We start from the raw sequence: 19,362 nt of genomic DNA, 5'->3' as shown, positions 1-19,362 counted from the left end.
GTGAGCTTCACCGGATTCCCCGTCGCCGCGCTCGACTTCTACGACGACCTCGAGATGGACAACACGAAGTCGTTCTGGGAGGCCCACAAGCACGTCTGGAAGGAGTCGGTCGAGGCGCCGATGAAGGCGCTGATGGCCGAGCTCGAGCCGGAGTTCGGGACGGCCAAGGTGTTCCGGCCCTACCGCGACGTCCGCTTCGCCAAGGACAAGACGCCCTACAAGACCCACCAGGGGGCGTTCGTCGCCGCGGGTCCCCGCACCGGCTGGTACTTCGAGATCTCGCCGCGCGGCACGCGGGTCGGGGCCGGCTTCTACGACGCCGACGGGCCCACCCTCGCCGCGATCCGCGACGCGATGGCCGACGACACGACCGGCGCCGCCCTCGACCGGCTCCTGAAGCGGCTCGAGAAGGACGGCTTCGAGGTCGGCGGCGAGCAGCTGAAGACGTCCCCGCGCGGGTACGACACCGACCACCCGCGCATCCACCTGCTGCGGCGCAAGCAGCTCTTCGTCGGCCGGTCGTACGGCTTCGAGGCCGATGCGATCGACGCCGGCCTCGTGGACCGGGTGCGCGCCGACTGGAAGGCGCTGCGGCCCCTGGTCAGCTGGCTGCGCGCCGTCCCGGTCGAGGCCTCCTGACGGACCGGCTCACTCGAACCACACGTCACTCAGGACGATCCTCTCGAGCAGCCCGATCTCGATCGGAGGCTCGGCGGCGAGGGCCGGTGAGTCCTTGGCCTCGACCGCGTTGCAGGACGTCGCCCACACGACGTACCCGTGGCGGTACGCGCTCGCACCCTGGCAGGTGACGCCGTCGGCGAGGGTCGGGCCCCACACCTGCTCGACCGTCCCATCGGTGAGCCGGACGCACGCCCCGTCGATCCCCGCGGCCTCCTCCTGGCACCCGGCCAGGCTGGGCTCGAGCACGCTGTTCATCCCCACGCTCGTGTTCATCCCGTCGTAGAGGAAGACCGCGAACTTCTCGTCCGGCTCGTCCACGACCGGGTCGGTCGACCGGACCCCTGCTGCTCGCGCCGTGGCGAGGACCTCGTCGACGATCGCCGGGATCCGGTCCGCGCGGAACGGCGCGAGGTCGCGCGGGACCGAGGCGTCGGGCGTCGGCGTCTCGGTCGGCGTCTCCGTCGGCGTCTCCGTCGGCGTCTCGACGGCTGTGGCGCTCGGGCCGTCGCTGGCGACGCCGAGGTCGCGCGCGCTGTCGCCCCCGCCGGCGCGGGGTACGACGGCCGCCAGCCCGCCGACGACGCCGATCACGGCGAGCGTGGCGACCGTCGTACCGATCCGGGCGCGGCGCCGGCGCCGGCGTCCGCGGGCGATGCCGCCGCTGACGAGGCGGTCGACGTCGGGGGTGAGGTCGTCACTGGCACGGCGGAGGAGCTCGGTGACGCCGGTGTCGTCGGTGGACATGGGTTCTCCTAGATCTCGAGCAGGTCGCGGAGGGACGGACCCAGCACGGCACGGAGACGGTAGAGGGCGCGGAGCGTGCGGTTGCGCACGGCACCCGGACTGACCCCGAGGGCGTCCGCGGTGTCGGCGACCGACACGTCCTCGAGGAAGCGCATCACCAGGACCGCGCGGTCCAGTGGTGCCAGCTGGGCGAGGGCGGCTCGGAGGGTGAGCGTGGTGGCGGCGTCCCCACCCTGCTCGACCCGCTCGGGCAGGTCGTCGACCGGCGTCTCGTGGGTGCTGCGACGGCGCTGGGCGCTGATGTAGGTGCGCGTCAACGTCGTGTGTGCGTAGGCGACCGGGTGCTCGATCGGTCCGCCCAGGCGGCGGTGCCACCGGACGTAGACCTTGGCCAGCGTCTCCTGGACGAGGTCCTCGGCCCGGTGGGCGTCACCACACATCAGCCACGCGGCTCGGTAGAGCTGGGGGGTCCGCGCGACCGCGAACTCCTCGAACTCCTCCTGCGTGCGGGGCATGTCTCTCCTTGGGTTGTTCGGCGTCACCCCTTCAGACGCACGGGAGCCCCGTCGCGTCACACCACCGTAGGCACCGATTCGGGCGACGTGCGGAGTTCGGGCGCCCGTGGCGCGCTGTTCACACGGGTGACGGGTACGCCGACGAGGCTGGCGCCATGGCCAAGAGACTGTTCCTGCTCCACCTCGGCCCCGACGCGGTCGACGTGTCGGCGATGGCCGAGGCGCTCGCGGTCGGCGGCGTCGGGGTTCCTGCCGTCGACGCCGACGTGACCACCCGCGCCGAGGTCGAGATCCTGCGCTCGCACCGCGCGGCCGGGTTCCGCCGCAAGGAGGTCGAGGGCGCGTGGGCCCGCGTGTGCCGCCGGGCCCGGAAGACCGGCACGGACTGCTTCGTCAGCATGCCGGGGTGGTCCGCGGCGACGCCGGAGCAGGCCGCGCTGGCGCTCGACGGGCTCGCCGACTTCCGCGTCGTGCTGGTGGCGACGAGCGGGTTCGCGGAGCCGCCCCGCGCGTGGCTGTCCCGTGTGAAGGAGGGCCGGTCGCACGTGCTGCCAGCCCACCTCGGCGAGGAGCAGCTCGCCGCCCAGGTCGCCCGGATCGCGCTGATGGAGGAGGAGGCCCGCCTCGACCGGCGCCTCGCCAGGGTGTCCCGGCGACGACGGCTGCTCGACCGCAGGACGGCCGCCTGACGCGTCCGCGTCAGTGGGGCTGCCAGGCGTCGTCGTCCTCGGTGAGGGCGGCGACCGCCTGCGGCAGGGTGCCGTCGGCGAGCTGCTGGATGGTGACCTGCTCGAAGACCATGCGGAGCGAGTGGCGTGCGGCGATCCAGACGTGCTGCAGCACCTGCGCGCTGTCGTCGTACTCGACCGCCTCGGGACGCAGGCCGTAGACCGACACGAGCGGCCCGTCGACCGCGCGGATCACGTCGGCGACCGTGACGGACTCGGGCTTGCGCGCGAAGCGCCAGCCGCCGGACTGGCCGCGCTGCGACACCACGATGTCGGCGCGTCGCAGGTCGGCGAGGATCGCCTGGAGGAAGCCGTGCGGGATGCCCTGCGCCTTGCCGAGCTGCTCGGCGCTGACCGCGGTCCCGTCGGTGCGCACCGCGATCTCGATCAGGGCCCGCAGGGCGTAGTCGGCTTTGGCGGAGACGCGCATATGGCCAGTTTGTCAGATATGTCGGCAGAGACAGTGCTCTTGGTCGACACGGACCCGCGCACGGCCGTACGCCGACGCCCGCGGGTGCGGTGCGTCGGCGTACGTCGAAGGGGTCCGGGCGTCAGGCGGTGGCGGTCTCCAGCTCGGGCTCGTCGGCGCGCGAGGCCTTGGACAGGCGCTCCTGCTTGACCGCCCACACGATGGCGGAGATCCAGAGGACGAAGACGACCGCCGCGGTGACGGCGACACCGACGCCCGGGACGCCGACGGCCTCGAGCAGCGTCTTGGAGTTGGTGAGGATGATCAGGCCGCCGGCCGCGGTGCCGAGGACGCGGGCCGCGAGGTGCTTGACCAGCCAGGCGGCGATCGGGGCGGCGATCACGCCGCCGGCGAGCAGCGCACCGGCGTAGCCCCAGTTGATGCCGGCCGCACCGAGGCCGAAGAGGAAGCCGAGCGAGCCACCGACGGCGACGACGAACTCGGAGGTGTCGATCGAGCCGACGACCTTGCGGGGCTCGAGGCGACCGCTCGACAGGAGCGAGGTGGTGCCCACGGGGCCCCAGCCACCGCCGCCGACGGCGTCGAGCGTGCCGGCGACGAGGCCCATCGGGGCGAGGAAGGCGGCGGAGGGGTGGCCCTTGAAGGTCGGGCGGGCGCCGCCGAGGCGCAGGAAGCGGTAGACGACGTAGAAGCCGAGGCTCAGCAGGATGACCGCCACCACCGGCTTGGCGACCGCGGCGTCCATGTTGGAGAGCAGGGTGGCGCCGAGGAAGGCGCCGACGAAGCCCGGCAGCGCCAGGATCGACACGGTGCGCCAGTCGACATTGCCGAGCTTGTGGTGGGAGGCACCGGAGACGAGCGAGGTGCCGATCTCGGAGAAGTGGACCGCAGCCGAGGCGGCTGCGGGGGCGACACCTGCAGCCAGCAGGAGCGTCGAGGAGGTCACGCCGTAGGCCATGCCCAGGGAACCGTCGATCAGCTGGGCGATGAGGCCCACCACGCCGAGAACGATGAGCTTGCGCATGGTGCGGGGTCCTTCCGGGACGAAGAGGGAGCGGTAGTCGTTCGACTTGCGTATGTCAGGTGAAAGAGTAGACATACTTTGGGTGATAGACAAAACCGATCTACCCCACGGCGTGTCCGTGCACCGCGGTCGCGGGCCGATGTGGGCGTTCGTGTTGCGCGAGCGCCGATCGCGAGGCATCCTTTAGTTACCGGCGAGTAGAACTGTTCGGTAACGCTCGCCCGAGACCGCAGACCCGCACACGGAACAGGTGGAAGCTGTGAGCCACTACAAGACCAACCTCCGCGACATCGAGTTCAACCTCTTCGAGGTGCTGGGCCGCGACGCCGTGCTCGGCACCGGGCCCTTCGGCGAGGTCGACGGCGAGAGCGCGCGCGAGATCCTCCGCGAGGTCGAGCGCCTCTCCCGCGAGGGCCTGGCCGCCTCCTACGAGGACAGCGACCGCAACCCGCCCGTCTTCGACCCGGCCACCCACACCGCCCCGGTGCCGGAGTCGTTCAAGCAGAGCTACCAGGCTTGGATGGACGCCGAGTTCTGGCGCCTCCAGGTCTTCGAGGAGATGGGCGGCACCCCCGCCCCGTCCTCGCTGATCTGGGCGATCGGGGAGATGGTGCTCGGCGCCAACGCCCCCGTGTGGATGTACGCCGCCGGCCCGGCCTTCGCCAACGTGGTCCACCGCAACGGCAACGAGCGCGACAAGGCCGTCGCCCAACACATGGTCGACCGCCAGTGGGGCTGCACCATGGTCCTCACCGAGCCCGACGCCGGCTCCGACGTCGGCGCCGGCCGCGCGAAGGCCGTCCCCAACGAGGACGGCTCGTGGAACATCACCGGCGTCAAGCGCTTCATCACCAGCGCGACGCACGACATGAGCGAGAACATCATGCACCTCGTCCTCGCGCGCCCCGAGGGCGTCGAGGGTGCCGGCGGCCCGGGCACCAAGGGCCTCTCGCTCTTCTGGATGCCCGAGCACCACTTCGACCTCGAGACCGGCGAGCTGACCGGCGAGCGCAACGGCGTCTACGTCACCAACGTCGAGCACAAGATGGGCATCAAGGTCTCCAACACCTGCGAGCTCACCTTCGGCGACCCGCAGGTCGGCGGCGGCGAGCCCGCCAAGGGCTGGCTGCTCGGCGAGGTGCACAACGGCATCGCCCAGATGTTCCAGGTCATCGAGAACGCCCGCATGATGGTCGGCACCAAGGCCATCGCCACCCTCTCGACCGGCTACCTCAACGCGCTCGACTACGCCAAGGAGCGGGTCCAGGGCGCCGACCTCACGCAGGCCGCCGACAAGACCGCGCCCCGAGTGACGATCACGCACCACCCCGACGTCCGTCGCTCGCTGATGACCCAGAAGGCCTTCGCCGAGGCGATGCGCGCGCTGGTGCTCTACACCGCCACCTGGCAGGACCAGGTGATGATCGCCGAGCACGAGGGCACCGCCGACTCCGACGAGGCCCGCCTCGCCGCTGCCGTCAACGACCTGCTGCTCCCGATCGTCAAGGGCTACGGCTCGGAGCGCTCCTGGGTGCTGCTGGGCACCGAGTCGCTGCAGACCTTCGGCGGCTCCGGCTTCCTGCAGGAGTACCCGATCGAGCAGTACGTCCGCGACGCCAAGATCGACACCCTCTACGAGGGCACCACCGCGATCCAGGGCCAGGACTTCTTCTTCCGCAAGATCGTCAAGGACCAGGGCCGCGCGCTCGGCCACCTCGCCAAAGAGATCGAGGGCTTCATCGCCTCCGAGGCCGGCAACGGTCGCCTGAAGAACGAGCGCGCGCTGCTCGCCACCGCCCTCGAGGACGCCAACGCCGTCGTCGGCCACATGATCAACGACCTCATGTCGTCGGCCGAGGAGCTCCGCAACATCTACAAGGTGGGCCTCAACACCTCCCGCCTGCTGATGGTGCTCGGTGACGTCGTGTGCGCCTGGCTGCTCCTGCGCCAGGCCGAGGTCGCGCTCGACAAGCTGGCCGGCGACGTGTCGGAGAAGGACAAGGCGTTCTACGAGGGCAAGGTCCTCGCCGCCCAGTTCTTCGCCCAGACCAACCTGCCGAAGATCAGCGCCGAGCGCGCCATCGCCGAGGCGACCACCCTCGACCTGATGGACCTCGACGAGACGTCCTTCTGACGCCTCGATCTGGTCGGCGTGCAGCTGTAACGCCGGGTTAGTACGACTACCCACCCTGATATATCCCAGTGGGTACAGCACCTAACCCGGCGTTACAGCGTGTCCGGCCGGCGGATGACAGGTGTCACGGGGAGGTCGTGACAGTTCGGTCAGGACCGCGACGGCGTACGACGACACGCTGGGGGCATGACACCAGCTGACGTGCCCGCGATCCGGGCCACCGGGCTCCGCAAGGCCTTCCGATCCACCGACGGCAGCCCCGTGGTCGCCGTCGACGACGTCGACCTGACCGTGCACCCGGGCGAGATCGTCGCGTTCCTCGGCCCGAACGGCGCCGGCAAGACCACGACGGTCGACATGCTGCTGGGCCTCACGACGCCCGACGCGGGGACGATCGAGGTCTACGGCACCTCGCCGGCGCAGGCCGTAGGGCAGGGGAGGGTGTCCGCCGTCATGCAGACCGGCGGCCTGCTCAACGACTTCACCGTCGGCGAGACCGTGCGTGCGATCGCCGCCCTGCACGGCCGCTCCGACCGCGTCGAGGTGGTGCTCGACCGGGCCCGCCTCACCGACCTGGCGGGTCGCCGGGTCGAGGCCTGCTCGGGCGGCGAGCAGCAGCGGCTGAAGTTCGCGCTGGCCCTGCTGCCGGACCCCGACCTGGTCGTCCTCGACGAGCCGACGACCGGCATGGACGTCGGTGCGCGGCAGGAGTTCTGGCGGGCGATGCGCGAGGACGCCGCCCTCGGCCGCACCATCGTCTTCGCCACCCACTACCTCGCCGAGGCCGATGAGTTCGCCGAGCGCACCGTCCTGATGAACCACGGCCGCATCGTCCACGACGCGGCGACGACCGACGTGCGGGCGGCGTACGGCGGCCGCACCCTCACCTTCCGGCCACCCGCCGAGGTGGTCGACGCGGACGGCATCGACGCCGACTGGCTCGCGCGCGTGCGGGGTGCCCTCGAGCCCCTCGGCGTCAGCGACGTCGACGTCTCCGCCGCGAGCCTCGAGGCCGCCTTCCTCGCCCTCACCGCTGACACCGAACCGATCGGAGCCGCACGATGACCGCCACCGCCGGGACCACCGCGGGGACCACCGCCACGACCGCCCGTCCCTCGACTCGCGCGCGCACCTCGCCCCGACCGGACATGCCCGCCTACGCGCGCCTCGACCTGCGGCGCCAGCTGCGCGACCGCATCGGGATGTTCTTCGTCGTCGGCCTGCCGACCTTCATGTACCTCGTGTTCGGCATCGGCTCCGACGACCCGGTCGGCACCGGCAACGTCGCGATGTACGTGATGATCTCGATGGCCGCGTACGGCGCCGTCACCGCGACCACGAGCGTCGCCGGGAGCGCCGCGACCGAGCAGGTGATGGGCTGGGGCCGCCAGCTGGGGCTCACGCCGATGCGACCGGTCGCCTTCGTGGCGACCAAGGCGGCCGTCGCGATGTCCGTGGCGGCGGTGCCCGTCGTGGCTATCTTCGCCATCGGTGCCGCCACCGGCGCCCGGGGCGACTGGTCGGACTGGGTGCTGTCCGGCGCCCTGGTGTGGCTGGGCTCCGCGCTCTTCGCGGTCTACGGCCTCGCGGTCTGCCTGGTCCTCCGCGGCAGCAACGCCGCCGGCATCGCCTCGGGGATGATCGTGGTGCTGGCGTTCCTCGGCAACGTGTTCACGCCGATGAGCGGCTTCATGCTCGACCTCGGCCGGTTCACGCCCCTGTACGGCTACGTCGCGCTCGCCCGCTTCCCGCTCACCGACGGGTGGCTTCCCGTGGGTGGCCGCGACCCGCTCTGGCTGCCGATCGCTAACGTGCTCGCGTGGACGGTGATCTTCGGGCTGGTGGCGCTGTGGGGCGTACGCCGGAGCCGGGCGCGCACGTGACGGCCGCCGGGGGCCGTCAGCCCCTGCCCGACAACCCCTGGGAGAAGTGGGGGTGGGCCTTCGCCGCCATCTGGCTGGTCTTCCTCGCCTTCCCCGTCATCGCGGTGGCCGACTCCGACGCGGGTGCGCCGGCGAAGGTGCTCGCGCTGCTCTGCATCGCCGGCTTCGCCGTGGCCAACGTGCTGGGCTACTCCTCCCGCCTCAGCCCGTGGTGGGCGCTCGGCGCCATGCTCGTCCTGGCCCTGGCCACCGTGCCGATGATCGGGATCGGGGTCATCTCCTTCACGCCGTACCTCGCGATCCTCTCGGCCCTCGAGCTGCCCGCGCCGTGGTGGAAGTGGGCCGTGGGTGTGTGGGCGGCCTTCCCGCTGCTGTCGCTGCTCGACGTCGACGGCTTCCCGACCTTCTTCTTCCTCATGCTCTGGCCGGTGATGATCGGCGGCGTGATGCTGCGGCTCTTCGGCGAGCGCGAGTACCTCGCCAACGCCGCGCTCCGCGAGCACGCGGTGGTCATCGAGCGCGAGCGGGTGGCCCGCGACGTGCACGACGTCCTCGGGCACTCGCTCACCGCGCTGTCGGTCAAGGCCGAGCTGGCGGCGCGGCTCATCGACATCGACCCCGCCCGGGCCAAGGAGGAGCTGGAGTCCATCCAGGCCACGGCGCGCCAGGCACTGGCCGAGGTGCGGGCGACGGTCGGTGGCCTGCGGGCCGGCAACCTCGAGGCCGAGCTCGCCGCCGCGCCGCGCGTGCTGGCGGACGCCGGCATCACCACGAGGGTCGAGGGCTCCGTCGCCGACACCGACCCGCGGCACCGGGCGCTGCTGGCCTGGGTGCTGCGCGAGTCGGTCACCAACGTCGTACGCCACGCGCGGGCGCGGTCGGTCGTCATCGCGCTCGGCCCCGGTGGCATCGTCGTGACCGACGACGGCACGGGCTGCGACGGCGCCGAGGGCAACGGACTGCGCGGCATGCGTGAGCGCGTCGCCGGCGCCGGCGGCACCCTCAGCGTCGGCCCGGCCGCCCCCGGCACCCGGGTGGAGGTGGTGCTGCCGTGATCAGGTTGCTGCTCGCCGACGACCAGGCACTCGTGCGGGGTGCGCTCGCCGCGCTGCTCGACCTCGAGTCCGACCTCGAGGTCGTCGCGCAGGTCGGTCGTGGCGACGAGGTGGTCGAGGCCGCCCGCGCGTCGGGGGCCGAGGTGTGCCTGCTCGACATCGAGATGCCCGGGATGAACGGCATCGACGCCGCCGCGGCCGTGCGCCGAGAGCTCCCGGGCGTGCGGTCGCTGGTCGTCACGACCTTCGGCCGTCCCGGCTACGTCCGCCGCGCGATCGAGGCCGGGGCCTCGGGGTTCGTCGTGAAGGACACCCCCGCGCGCCAGCTCGCCGACGCCGTACGACGCGTCCACGCCGGCCTCCGCGTCATCGACCCCGACCTCGCCGCGGAGTCCCTGATCGACGGGCCTAGCCCGCTCACCGGGCGCGAGCGTGAGCTGCTGACCCACGCCCTCGACGGCTCACCGGTGTCCGCCATCGCCGCGCGGGTGCACCTGTCGGAGGGCACGGTGCGCAACCACCTGTCGGCCGCGATCGGCAAGACCGGTGCCGCCACCCGCAGCGAGGCGGCGCGCATCGCGCAGGAGCGCGGCTGGCTGTAGGTCGGTCTCGCGTGGGCGGGAGGGGCTCCTACCCGGGGTCCGTCCGGGTCAGACGTCGCGCCGCTCCTCCACGTGGGTGGTCCTCGACCGCTGGTTGTTCATCACGAGGCCGAGCACCAGCGCGAGGACGCCGGCGATCACGAGGATCCAGCCCACGGTGGTCGGGTCGACGACCTCCTGGAGGGAGTCGGGGAACTCCTTGACCGCGAACAGGAGGATCAAGCCGATGACGAGCAGGAGGATGCCGAGTCCGATTCCCATGACGACTCCTTCGTGAGGGGGCGGCCGCCGGTTCCCGACGTCCTCCCGCAGCGTAGGGCCGGACGGCGTCGTGCACGGGGACCCCGCTCCCCCGGGGTGCGTCAGACCGGTCCCCTACCCTCTCCCCCATGACCGATCCCGCGGCTGGCGCTGCGCCAGCACCCGCCACCGGTGCGGCGGACGACCAGGAGCGGCTCGCCGCCCTCATCGCGCTCTGGTGGGGTGCCGTCGACTCCTTCACGCGCGTGCTCGAGCACGTCGCCGACGACCAGTGGTCGGCCCCGACCGACCTGCCCGGCTGGGACGTCCGGGCCGTCGCCGCCCACACCGCCCACCTCGAGGCGCTGCTGGCCGGACGCCCGCACGAGGACGTCGAGATCGGTGACGCGCCCCACGCGCGCGGGACGATGGGCCGGTTCACCGAGCAGGGCGTGCTCGCCCGCCGCGACGAGACCCCCGACGACCTCATCACCGAGATCCGCGAGTCGACGACCGCCCGCCACACCCAGCTGCTGGCCGACCCGCCCACCGACGCCTCGGCGCCCGCACCCGGCGCCTTCGGGGCGATCGGGTGGACGACCGGGCTGCTGCTGCGCAACCGGCCGCTCGACGTGTGGATGCACGAGCAGGACGTGCGCCGCGCGCTCGCGATGCCCGGCAACCTCGACTCGGCGGCCGCGGTCCACACCGCCGACTACCTCATGGAGAGCCTGCCCTACGTCGTCGGCAAGCGGGCGCAGGCGCCCGTCGGCTCCGTCGTACGCCTCGAGGTGGCCGGCCACGCGCCGGTGACCGTCGCCGTCGGCGAGGACGGGCGTGGCCGTCGCGCGACGTCGGACGACGGCGAGCCGACCGTCACCCTCGCCATGGAGCGCGAGACGTTCGTGCTGCTGGCCGGCGGTCGCCGCGCGGCCGCCGCGGACGACGTACGCATCACGGGCGACGCCGCGCTCGGCGAGCGCGTGGTCGCCTCCCTCGGTGTGACGCCGTGAGCCCGACCTGGTCGACCGCCGACATCGGCGACCTCACCGGTCGCACCGCCGTCGTCACCGGACCGACGCTCGGCGGGCTGGGCTTCCACACCGCGCTCGAGCTGGCGCGCCACGGCGCCCGCGTGGTGCTCGCCGGGCGGACACCCGACAAGATCGCGGCTGCGGCCGAGGCGATCGCCGCCGAGGTGCCGGCCGCCTCGACCGAGGCGCTGGTGGTCGACCTGTCCGACCTGGCGTCGGTCCGGGCCGCCGGGGCGGCTGCCGCGGCGATCGGGCCGCTGCACCTGCTCGTCAACAACGCCGGCATCATGGCGCCGCCGCTGCGCCGCACGGCCGACGGGCTGGAGTCGCAGATGGCGACGAACCACTTCGGCCCGTTCCTCCTCACCGGGCTGCTGCTCGACCAGCTGGCCGCGTCGGGTGACGGCCGCGTCGTGACGCTGTCGTCGCAGATGCACCGCGTCGCGCGGTCCGCGCCCGTGGGCGACCCGCGGGTCCGGCGCCGCTACAGCCGGTGGCACGTCTACGGCCAGACCAAGCTGGCCAACCTGCTCTTCACCTTCGAGCTCGACCGCCGGCTGCGGCGGGCCGGGGCGCCGGTGCGCGCGCTCGCCGCGCACCCCGGGCTCGCCGGCACGCACCTGGCCGTCAACGGACACCTCGGGACCACGCGCGGGCGGCGGGCGGCGATCCTCGACGGCGCGGTCAAGCTGGTCTCGCAGTCCGCCGCGGCGGGCGCGCTGCCGACGCTGATGGCGGCCACCGCCGACCTCCCGGGTGCGACCTACGTCGGGCCGAGCGGCCCCGGCGAGGCATCCGGTCCGCCGCAGGTCGTCGGCACCGCGCGACTCGCCCGGGACGAGGTGGCGCAGCGACGGCTGTGGGAGACCAGCGAGGCGACGGTCGGGCTCGCCTGGCCGACGGTGCCCTAGCGGCGGTCGCGCACCCGGACCAGCCCGGACCTGGTGCCGACGTACGCCGCGCCGTCGCGGCCGAGCACGACCGTCGACCCGCCGCTCCCGGCGAGCAGCCCGGTGCCGGTGCGCACCTCCCAGCGCCGGCGACCGGAGTCGGCATCGATCGCGGTGAGGTACCACGCGCTGACGCCGGTCAGCGACGGGCGCTTGGTCCAGGCGTAGAGGAGGCCGTTGGGCCGGCTGACGACCGCACCGGACGCCGGCGAGACGGACTCGGTGCTCCACGTGACCCCGCACCCGTCGTCGGTGAGGTCGACCCGCGCGACTCCCGAGCCGGCGGTGAAGCCCAGCAGCGCGAGGCGCGACGACGCGTAGCCACCGTCGTTGGACACGACCACCCCGGCACCGAGGTCGGCGAGGGTGCTGCGGGTCGCCCCCTGCTCGAAGACGGACTGCCGGCAGACCGTCCGGCCGTCGTCGCGCGCGAGGAACCGCACGCCCATCCGGTCCTCGACCTCGTCGGTGATGGCGACGGTCCCCCGGTCGACCAGCACCGGCGCGGAGCCGCTGACGCCTTCGTACTCGCTCCGCCAGGTCTCCTGCGGGGTGCCGTCGCCGCCGACGACCAGGCGGTGCACGGCCTCGTCGGTCACGACGTACGCGGCAGCGGCGTCGACGGCGACGTCGTGCCGGACGTCCTCACCGAGGTCGACGACGCCCACCTGGCCGGTGGCCGGGTCGACCGTCCCGACGAGCCCGGCATGGGAGGCCCACCAGATGCGGCCCGACCAGTCCGGCGCGACGGAGACCAGGCAGTCGCCGTACGGCACGTAGGGCTTGAGGTCCCAGGTGGCGTCGGTCGCGAGGCCGGGCTCACCCTCGCTGGACGTGCGTACGGCGATGACCTGGCGTTCGCCCGTGCCGAGGACGGCCCGCTCGGCGTCGTCGAGGTAGAAGGACTCGCCGTCGCAGGGCGCGCCCTCCGGCAGGGCGGGCAGGTCCTGCGACGCCACCGGCCGCAGGGTCTGGGGGTCGACGACGCGGAGGGCGCGGTCGTCGCCCGCCGCGCAGAGGGCGACGAGGAGGCCGTTCGCGGTCTGCTCGAGCCGGCCGCACCGCTGGAGGCCGAACCACGCCGTGTCGACCTCGGGCTGGTGGCCGAGCGGCCCCGGCCTGTCGGCCGGCTCACCGGCGAGGCGATGGGGGTTCGGCGGGACCTCCTCGGCCGGCACCGGGTGGGGCGAGGCCGGGCGGCCGACGTACGACGGACCGGCCCAGGCGCCCGGGGCCGGCGGGATCGGCAGCCAGCCGTCCGGGACGACCACGACCCCGAGGCCGACGATCGCGGCGGAAGCTGCGGTCCAGGTCACGACGCGGCGACTGATGCGGGCTCGGTCCTGGACCCACCAGCGGACCCGCGGGACGGCGAGCAGCGCGGCGGCGAGGACCAGCACGACAGGTCCCTGCACGACCCACAGCAGCAGCAGCGCGCCGACCAGCCAGACCACCGGGCGACTCTAGGTGAGTCCCACCCGTCACACCGGGAGGCGCATCGGCGACGCCCCGACGCGTGCGTCACACGGTCAGTCGGCGGACCCGCGCGGCAGGGGCGCGGTCACGGTGAGGTCGGCGAACGAGCCATGGCCGCTCCCGCTGCGGAGGAAGACGCGCGATCGTCGGGGCAGCGGCACGCGCGAGCGCGGCGCCTCGTGGATCGGGATGACGTCGGCGTCGGGGCCGTCGGTCGGTCCGGCCTGTGGCCGGGCGACCAGCGAGCCGGTGAACTGCTCGAGCGACTTGATGCGGCCGGTGAGATCGATCCCCTGGGTGTCTCGGTCGTGCTTCATCGGCGGACTCCTTCTTTCTCCACCTGACGGCCCCCCACGGACCGTCTGCCGAGGACACTAGGAGCGGCGCCGTCGGACTTCCTTTACTCGTGGAAGTCTGGGAGAACCCTTCGGGAGACGGTCCAGACCAGGCGGGCCGAGACCCGTGGAACCTTGACCGCCGCTCCGGTCCGGTCGATATCGAGCACCCTGCAGGCAGTTCGCGCGTCGATCTACGGACTCCACGCTCGGCCGCGCGCCTCGGCGCGCGAACTGCCTGCATGGTGTCGGCGCCTGCCCGCTCCCTGGACGCACGAAGGCCGGAGATCCCACGACTCTCGTCGTGCGACCTCCGGCCCTGACCGGCAATCCCCTGTGCTGTCGGTCTCGCGTTGTCAGGCGACCGGCTGGCGAACCGTGGATCCCCCGTCCACGGTGGCTCGCGGCCGCGGCACCGACGGCCGCGCCTCAGCGCTGACGTCGGACCCGGGCTCCCCCACGGAGCCGATGCGGATCATCGGGCCACGCCCGACGTGCTGGTCACCCTGGTGGTGCTCGTGGTCATCTCGTTCTCCCCGTTTCGAGTGCTCACGACAAGAAGGATGCTCCTGAGGCCGTTCTGATACATCAGTGTTTCTACCGAGGTCCAGACCAGGTTGACCGGCACGCGAAAGGGGTGGCCCCGCGGCAGCCCCGCCGCGCGACCACCCCTCCTCGTGTTGGGACGTCAGACGACCTTGCCGACCTTCAGCGTGACGACCTTCGTCGCACCGCTCGCCGACAGGGTGACCTTCACCTTGAGGACCTTGCCCTTCAACGCCTTGGTCACCTTGAGCTTGGACGTCGTCGCCTTCTTGATCTTCGCGCTGCCGGCGTACCACTGGAACCGGTAGGCGATCGTCGTCCGCATCTGGGAGAGGAGGTTGGCGACCTTGATCGTCCTGCCCACCTTCGGCTTGCCCGCGACCTCGAGGTCCTCGGCCACCTGCGTCAGCTGCGACGCGACGCTCGGAGCGGGGGCCGGGGCCGGGGCCGGGGCGGGGGCCGGGGCCGGGGCCGGGGCGGGGGTCGGCGTGGGCGTGGGCGTCGGGGCAGGCGCCGCTTCGACCTCGCCCACGTAGACGTAGTAGGAGTAGCCGGGCGCAGCCTCGCCCACGGCCGTCACCCACACGCCGACGTCCTTGCCCACGTCGCCCACGCGCGGCGTGAAGGTGTCGCCCGTGACGTCCTGGAGCGTCCCGCTCCCGACCTCCCAGAGGTACTCGAACGACGCTCCGGAAGGCGTCCACACGCCGGGCGACACGGTCAGCGGCTTGCCCACCTGGGGCGTCCCGCTCACCGTCGGAGCCACCACGTTCTTGTAGCGCTCGGTCGGAAGCACAGCATCGATGTCCGACACGGTCGTGTCGACCGGAACCAAGATGTCATTCGCCTGTTCGACGCGCGGCTTGTCTGTCCAGCACTCGTCTACGTTGAACTCCGGCTTGCGGTATGAGAAGCACACTCGGTACGTGTTGGCACGAAGCTCACGCAGGGCGTACTGGCCCTGGGAGTTGGTGGCCTCTCCCCTTGCGTACGTCCAATTCCCAGTAGCCGCGTCCTTGGTATACGCGGTTACGTAAGCACTCGCCAGAGGCGTCCCGGCCTTGTCAGTCACAGTCCCGGTGATCGCCGAGTACCGAGCAATGACCGCGTTCCGGCCGGACACGTTGGCACCGTCAGCGACGACGATGTCATCCGCGAGGTCGACCGTGGGCTTGTCGTTCCAGCACTCTCCCACGTACGCGAGGTTGTACTGCGTGAAGCAGATCCGGTAGATGCCCGGAAGCAGGCCGCGGAACTCGTAGGTACCCTCGGTGTCGGTGCCGGTACTGCCGGCGTAGACCCAGGCGGGAGACCCGGCACCCTTGCGGTGCAACGTGACGTTCAGCGCTGCGAGCCGGAGCCCGTCCTTGTCGGTGAGCGTGCCGGAGATCCGCCCCGAACGAGCGAGCACAGCATCCTTATCCGCAACCCGGACACCTTCGGTCACGACTATGTTCACGGCGTCGTTGACCGTCGCTGCGTCGTCCCAGCACTCCGAGAGGAACTGCATCGATTGGTCTTGGAAGCACACGCGGTAGGTTCCGGCTGCCAAGCCTCCAATGTCGTAGCGGCCCGAGGAATCTGTCTGTCCGCTGCGCGGGATGCTCCACGAACTGCCGCCACTCGTCCTCTGATAGACGTGCACCGCGAGGTTCGCTACGCCAGCACCTGCGATGTCGACCGCCCGCCCAGCGATGCGACCCTCCTTCGCCATCACGCCATCGATGGCCTCGGTCGTTTGCCCCTCCTGGACGGTGACGTCGCTGGCTTGCTCGACCGTGGGCGCATCATCCCAGCACTCCGACACGTACGTCGACCCATAGTCGGAGTAGCAGACCCGGTAGATGCCCGGCTTGAGACCCGCCACCTCGAAGTACCCGTCCTGGACGGTCCGCGCGGAGCCGGCGTAGTCAAAGTAGCTGCCGTTGGGAGCCTTGCGCCGCACCGTGACGTCCATGTAAGCGAGTCCCGTACCAGCAGAGTTCGTCACGCGTCCCGCGATCCGGCCAGCCACCGTGAGAGTTGCACTGACCATCGACACAGCCTGACCGTTCGACACCTCGATGTCCGCAGACTCCGTCACCGACGAACGGTCGTCCCAACACTCGTAGAGGTGGTCATTGGAGGGATCCCGGAAGCAGACCCTGTAGCGCGCGTCCGCGAGCCCGCCGAACTCGTAGACACCGCCGCCCGAAGTGGTCACTGACGTCCGCGCCTGCCAGCCGTACGGGACCTCGTACGCGTACAGGGTCACCTCGATCCCGACTAGGCCGGCGCCACCCTGCCCGGTCACCAAACCGCTGATCGCACCTGCTCCACTGGCGTGGGCGGGCATCAGAGAGGTGCCAGAAGTGACGACCAGCAACATACCGACAGACATCAGCAGCGACCGGCATAGAGCGCGCAAGAATGACCCCCAGATAGGCAGCCCCCACGGCTGCGTCAAGGCATACCTTACGAACGAACGACGTCATGGGAGGTCGCAAATCGGAAAGACCCCCCGTACGGGGGGTCTTCCGAGCGATCGAGTGGGTCAGGCGGCTGCCCGCGCCTCGCTCTCGAGCTTGCGGCCGAGCAGGCGGCGGGTGCGGCGGTCGCCGGTGGCCATCTTGTAGAGGACGGCGAGCTGCTGGGGCGCGTTCTTCGTGTTCGTCGTCGCGAGCCAGCCGTTGGGCAGCGACAGACGGATGACCTTGTGCCAGGCCGACGCGACCTGGGGGACCATCGGGCGCGCGCAGTAGGTGAGGTCGTACTTGTCGAAGAGGGCCTTCACCTTGGGCGCGATCTCGGCGTAGCGGTTGGACGGCAGGTCCGGGAAGAGGTGGTGCTCGATCTGGTGCGACAGGTTGCCGGTCATCAGGTGGAGGAACTTCGAGCCGGAGATGTTGGCGCTGCCGAGCATCTGCCGGACGTACCACTCGCCCTTGGTCTCACCCTCGATCGAGCGCTTCTCGAAGGTCTCGACGCCCTCGGGGAAGTGGCCGCAGAGGATCACGGAGTTGGACCAGAGGTTGCGCACGACGTTGGCGGTGAAGTTGGCCGCGAGGGTCGGGAGGAAGGAGCCGGTCGGGATCGACAGCGCCGGGTGGACGACGTAGTCCTTGGTGGCCTGCTTGCGGATCTTGCCCAGCACCTGCTTGGCACGACGGCGGAAGTCGGGGTCCTTGGTCTGCTTCTTCTTGATCACCGAGCCGAGCTCGAGGTCGTAGGCGGCGATGCCGTACTCGAAGAAGACCGCGTTGATGAAGCAGAAGAGCGGCTGCGCGAGGGAGGCCGGGGTCCAGGTCTGGTCCTCGTCGACGCGCATGATGCCGTAGCCGAGGTCGTTGTCCTTGCCGATGACGTTGGTGTAGGTGTGGTGGAGCTCGTTGTGGCTGTGCTTCCACTGCTCGGCGGGCGAGGCCATGTCCCACTCCCAGGTCGAGGAGTGGATCTTGGGGTCACGCATCCAGTCCCACTGGCCGTGGAGGATGTTGTGGCCGATCTCCATGTTGTCGAGGATCTTGGAGATGCTCAGGCCGGCGGTGCCGAGGATCCACGCCGGCGGGAACGCGCTGAACAGCAGCACCGCGCGCGAGCCGAGCTCGATCTTGCGCTGGGTGTCGATGACCCGTCGGATGTACGCCGCGTCGCTGGCGCCGCGGTCGTCGAGGACGTCCTGGCGGATGGCATCGAGCTCGATGCCGATCTGCTCGATGTCGGCATCGGTGAGGTGGGCGATCGGGCTGGTCTGGCCGAGGACGGCCTTCTTCTGGATCGTGGTCATCGGGGTTCCTTCCGTTGCGCTGGTCGAGGAGGTCGCTCTGCGACCGTCACGAGACCGGGTCGGGGGTGGGCGTCAGTGGTCGATGTGGCAGGGGCCGGCTGCGGCGTTGATGCAGGTCTGCACCTTGATGTCGCCGGTCTCACCGGGGACGGCGGTGGTGATCGCGCCGTTGCGGAGGTCGCGCACGCTGCCTTCACGCAGCGGGATGACGCAGCCCATGCAGATCCCCATCCGGCAGCCGCTCGGCATCAGCATCCCGGCGTCCTCGGCGGCGTCGAGGATGGGCGTCGCACCGTCGAGGTCGAGCGTGGTGCCGGAGCTGAAGGTGACGGTGCCGCCGTCGCCGGGCTCGACGCGGGCGGTGCGGAACTGCTCGGTGGTCAGGCTCAGGCCCGCTGCGTCGTGGTGCGCGGCCAAGGCGTCGAGGAGGCCGGCCGGTCCGCAGGCGAGGGTCTGGCGCTCGGCGAGGTCGGGGACGAGGTCGGTCAGGTGGTCCACGTCGAGGACGCCGTGCTCGTCGTCGTAGCGAGCGACGAGGCGGATCACACCGGCGGCGTCGAGCGCCTCGAGGTCGCGGATGAAGATCGAGTGGGGGTGGCTCGGCGCGACGTGGACGACCACGATGTCGTGGTCGGCGCTGCGGGTCGGCCGGAGGACGCCCTCGTCGGTGCTCGGGAAGAGGTTGCGGAGCATCCCGATCACCGGCGTGATGCCCGATCCGGCGGTGACCATCAGGAACTTGCCGCCCGCGGGCGGGAGCACGAACTCGCCGGCGGCCTGCTCGAGGTGGACCAGGGTGCCCGGTCGCGCCTCGTGGACGAGGTGGTTGCTGACCAGGCCGTCGGGGACGGCCTTGACCGTGATGGAGATGCGCCCGTCGCGGCGCGGGCCGTGCGTGAGCGAGTAGGCGCGCCACTGGCGTACGCCGTCGACGTCGATGCCGATACGGAGGTACTGGCCGGGCACGTGGCCGGCCCAGTCGGCGCCGGGGCGGATGACGATGGTCGCGGCGTCCGCGGTCTCGGGGTGCACCGACTCGATGCGTCCGCGCAGGTCGGCGCCGGAGCGCAGGGGCGCGAAGAGGTCCATGAAGTCGGACGGCAGGTAGGGCGTGGTGGCCGCCTCGGCGACGCGCACGAGCTGGTCGGCCAGTCGACGGCTCCGGGCGCTGCCGCTGGTGGGCGGCTCGAGAGTCGTGGTCATGACACTCAATCTCCCC

General features: G+C 71.5%; 19 protein-coding genes. 9 read left to right on the top strand and 10 right to left on the bottom strand.

What is annotated here, in order from left to right; translation table 11 throughout:
• On the top strand, positions 1-639 hold the full coding sequence (locus NYO98_RS19310; RefSeq protein ID WP_268113437.1) for a DUF2461 domain-containing protein: 639 nt from the start codon (positions 1-3) through the stop codon (positions 637-639).
• 9 nt (positions 640-648) lie between these two features.
• Here NYO98_RS19310 and NYO98_RS19305 read toward each other — a convergent pair whose 3' ends face one another.
• Together NYO98_RS19305 and NYO98_RS19300 are read right to left on the bottom strand one after the other, a co-directional pair.
• Entirely contained in the window at positions 649-1,425 is a 777-nt protein-coding gene (locus tag NYO98_RS19305) for a hypothetical protein (RefSeq protein WP_268113436.1), read from the bottom strand.
• Positions 1,426-1,433: 8 nt separating this feature from the next.
• The gene (locus tag NYO98_RS19300; RefSeq protein ID WP_268113435.1) at positions 1,434-1,940 is read right to left on the bottom strand and encodes a SigE family RNA polymerase sigma factor; all 507 of its coding nucleotides are present in this window, start codon (positions 1,938-1,940) and stop codon (positions 1,434-1,436) included.
• Positions 1,941-2,095: 155 nt separating this feature from the next.
• Here NYO98_RS19300 and NYO98_RS19295 point away from each other — a divergent pair, with 155 nt between their 5' ends.
• Positions 2,096-2,629 (top strand): hypothetical protein, encoded by a 534-nt coding sequence (locus NYO98_RS19295; RefSeq protein WP_268113434.1) that lies wholly within the window; start codon positions 2,096-2,098, stop codon positions 2,627-2,629.
• A gap of 10 nt (positions 2,630-2,639) precedes the next feature.
• On the opposite strand, the gene NYO98_RS19290 is transcribed toward NYO98_RS19295, so the two are convergent.
• Together NYO98_RS19290 and NYO98_RS19285 are read right to left on the bottom strand one after the other, a co-directional pair.
• On the bottom strand, positions 2,640-3,098 hold the full coding sequence (locus NYO98_RS19290) for an RrF2 family transcriptional regulator (RefSeq protein WP_268113433.1): 459 nt from the start codon (positions 3,096-3,098) through the stop codon (positions 2,640-2,642).
• Between the two features lie 121 nt (positions 3,099-3,219).
• Positions 3,220-4,122, bottom strand: a complete 903-nt coding sequence (locus NYO98_RS19285; protein WP_268113432.1) for a sulfite exporter TauE/SafE family protein — start codon at positions 4,120-4,122, stop codon at positions 3,220-3,222.
• Positions 4,123-4,381: 259 nt separating this feature from the next.
• Between NYO98_RS19285 and NYO98_RS19280 the strand changes: the two genes are divergently transcribed.
• The 5 genes from NYO98_RS19280 to NYO98_RS19260 all read left to right on the top strand — a co-directional run bounded on the left by NYO98_RS19280 (position 4,382) and on the right by NYO98_RS19260 (position 9,796).
• Entirely contained in the window at positions 4,382-6,256 is a 1,875-nt protein-coding gene (locus tag NYO98_RS19280; protein ID WP_268113431.1) for an acyl-CoA dehydrogenase, read from the top strand.
• A 186-nt stretch (positions 6,257-6,442) separates the two neighbouring features.
• On the top strand, positions 6,443-7,321 hold the full coding sequence (locus NYO98_RS19275; RefSeq protein WP_268113429.1) for an ABC transporter ATP-binding protein: 879 nt from the start codon (positions 6,443-6,445) through the stop codon (positions 7,319-7,321).
• On the top strand, positions 7,318-8,139 hold the full coding sequence (locus tag NYO98_RS19270) for an ABC transporter permease (protein ID WP_268113428.1): 822 nt from the start codon (positions 7,318-7,320) through the stop codon (positions 8,137-8,139). Before NYO98_RS19275 ends, NYO98_RS19270 begins: the two co-directional genes overlap by 4 nt.
• Positions 8,076-9,194: a sensor histidine kinase gene (locus NYO98_RS19265; protein ID WP_268113427.1), complete on the top strand. Its 1,119-nt coding sequence runs from the start codon at positions 8,076-8,078 to the stop codon at positions 9,192-9,194. The genes NYO98_RS19270 and NYO98_RS19265 overlap by 64 nt, the downstream gene beginning before the upstream one ends.
• A complete protein-coding gene (locus tag NYO98_RS19260; protein WP_268113426.1) occupies positions 9,191-9,796 on the top strand; it encodes a response regulator transcription factor in 606 nt (201 codons plus the stop codon). Before NYO98_RS19265 ends, NYO98_RS19260 begins: the two co-directional genes overlap by 4 nt.
• Before the next feature lie 48 nt (positions 9,797-9,844).
• Here the strand turns inward: NYO98_RS19260 and NYO98_RS19255 are convergent, their stop codons facing one another.
• The gene (locus NYO98_RS19255; RefSeq protein ID WP_268113424.1) at positions 9,845-10,057 is read right to left on the bottom strand and encodes a DUF6458 family protein; all 213 of its coding nucleotides are present in this window, start codon (positions 10,055-10,057) and stop codon (positions 9,845-9,847) included.
• A 128-nt stretch (positions 10,058-10,185) separates the two neighbouring features.
• On the opposite strand from NYO98_RS19255, the gene NYO98_RS19250 reads away from it, so the two are divergent.
• Together NYO98_RS19250 and NYO98_RS19245 are read left to right on the top strand one after the other, a co-directional pair.
• Positions 10,186-11,049: a maleylpyruvate isomerase family mycothiol-dependent enzyme gene (locus NYO98_RS19250; RefSeq protein WP_268113422.1), complete on the top strand. Its 864-nt coding sequence runs from the start codon at positions 10,186-10,188 to the stop codon at positions 11,047-11,049.
• Positions 11,046-11,981: an oxidoreductase gene (locus NYO98_RS19245; protein ID WP_268113420.1), complete on the top strand. Its 936-nt coding sequence runs from the start codon at positions 11,046-11,048 to the stop codon at positions 11,979-11,981. The genes NYO98_RS19250 and NYO98_RS19245 overlap by 4 nt, the downstream gene beginning before the upstream one ends.
• On the opposite strand, the gene NYO98_RS19240 is transcribed toward NYO98_RS19245, so the two are convergent.
• The 5 genes from NYO98_RS19240 to NYO98_RS19220 form a co-directional block, all read right to left on the bottom strand.
• Positions 11,978-13,474, bottom strand: coding sequence for a hypothetical protein (locus NYO98_RS19240; RefSeq protein ID WP_268113419.1), 1,497 nt, complete (start codon positions 13,472-13,474; stop codon positions 11,978-11,980). The genes NYO98_RS19245 and NYO98_RS19240 overlap by 4 nt on opposite strands.
• 75 nt (positions 13,475-13,549) lie before the next feature.
• Positions 13,550-13,813, bottom strand: a complete 264-nt coding sequence (locus NYO98_RS19235; protein WP_268113418.1) for a hypothetical protein — start codon at positions 13,811-13,813, stop codon at positions 13,550-13,552.
• Between the two features lie 706 nt (positions 13,814-14,519).
• Positions 14,520-16,631, bottom strand: coding sequence for a carboxypeptidase-like regulatory domain-containing protein (locus NYO98_RS19230; protein WP_268113417.1), 2,112 nt, complete (start codon positions 16,629-16,631; stop codon positions 14,520-14,522).
• A gap of 279 nt (positions 16,632-16,910) precedes the next feature.
• Positions 16,911-18,143 (bottom strand): fatty acid desaturase family protein, encoded by a 1,233-nt coding sequence (locus NYO98_RS19225; protein WP_268113416.1) that lies wholly within the window; start codon positions 18,141-18,143, stop codon positions 16,911-16,913.
• A 72-nt stretch (positions 18,144-18,215) separates the two neighbouring features.
• Entirely contained in the window at positions 18,216-19,346 is a 1,131-nt protein-coding gene (locus NYO98_RS19220) for a ferredoxin reductase (RefSeq protein WP_268113415.1), read from the bottom strand.
• Positions 19,347-19,362 lie beyond the last annotated feature (16 nt).

Origin of the sequence: Nocardioides pini (genome assembly GCF_026712185.1) — a bacterium.
GTDB classification, from domain to species: Bacteria; Actinomycetota; Actinomycetes; order Propionibacteriales; family Nocardioidaceae; genus Nocardioides; species Nocardioides pini.
Note: the sequence above shows the minus strand (reverse complement) of the source record. Positions and strands in the feature narration are given on the sequence as shown.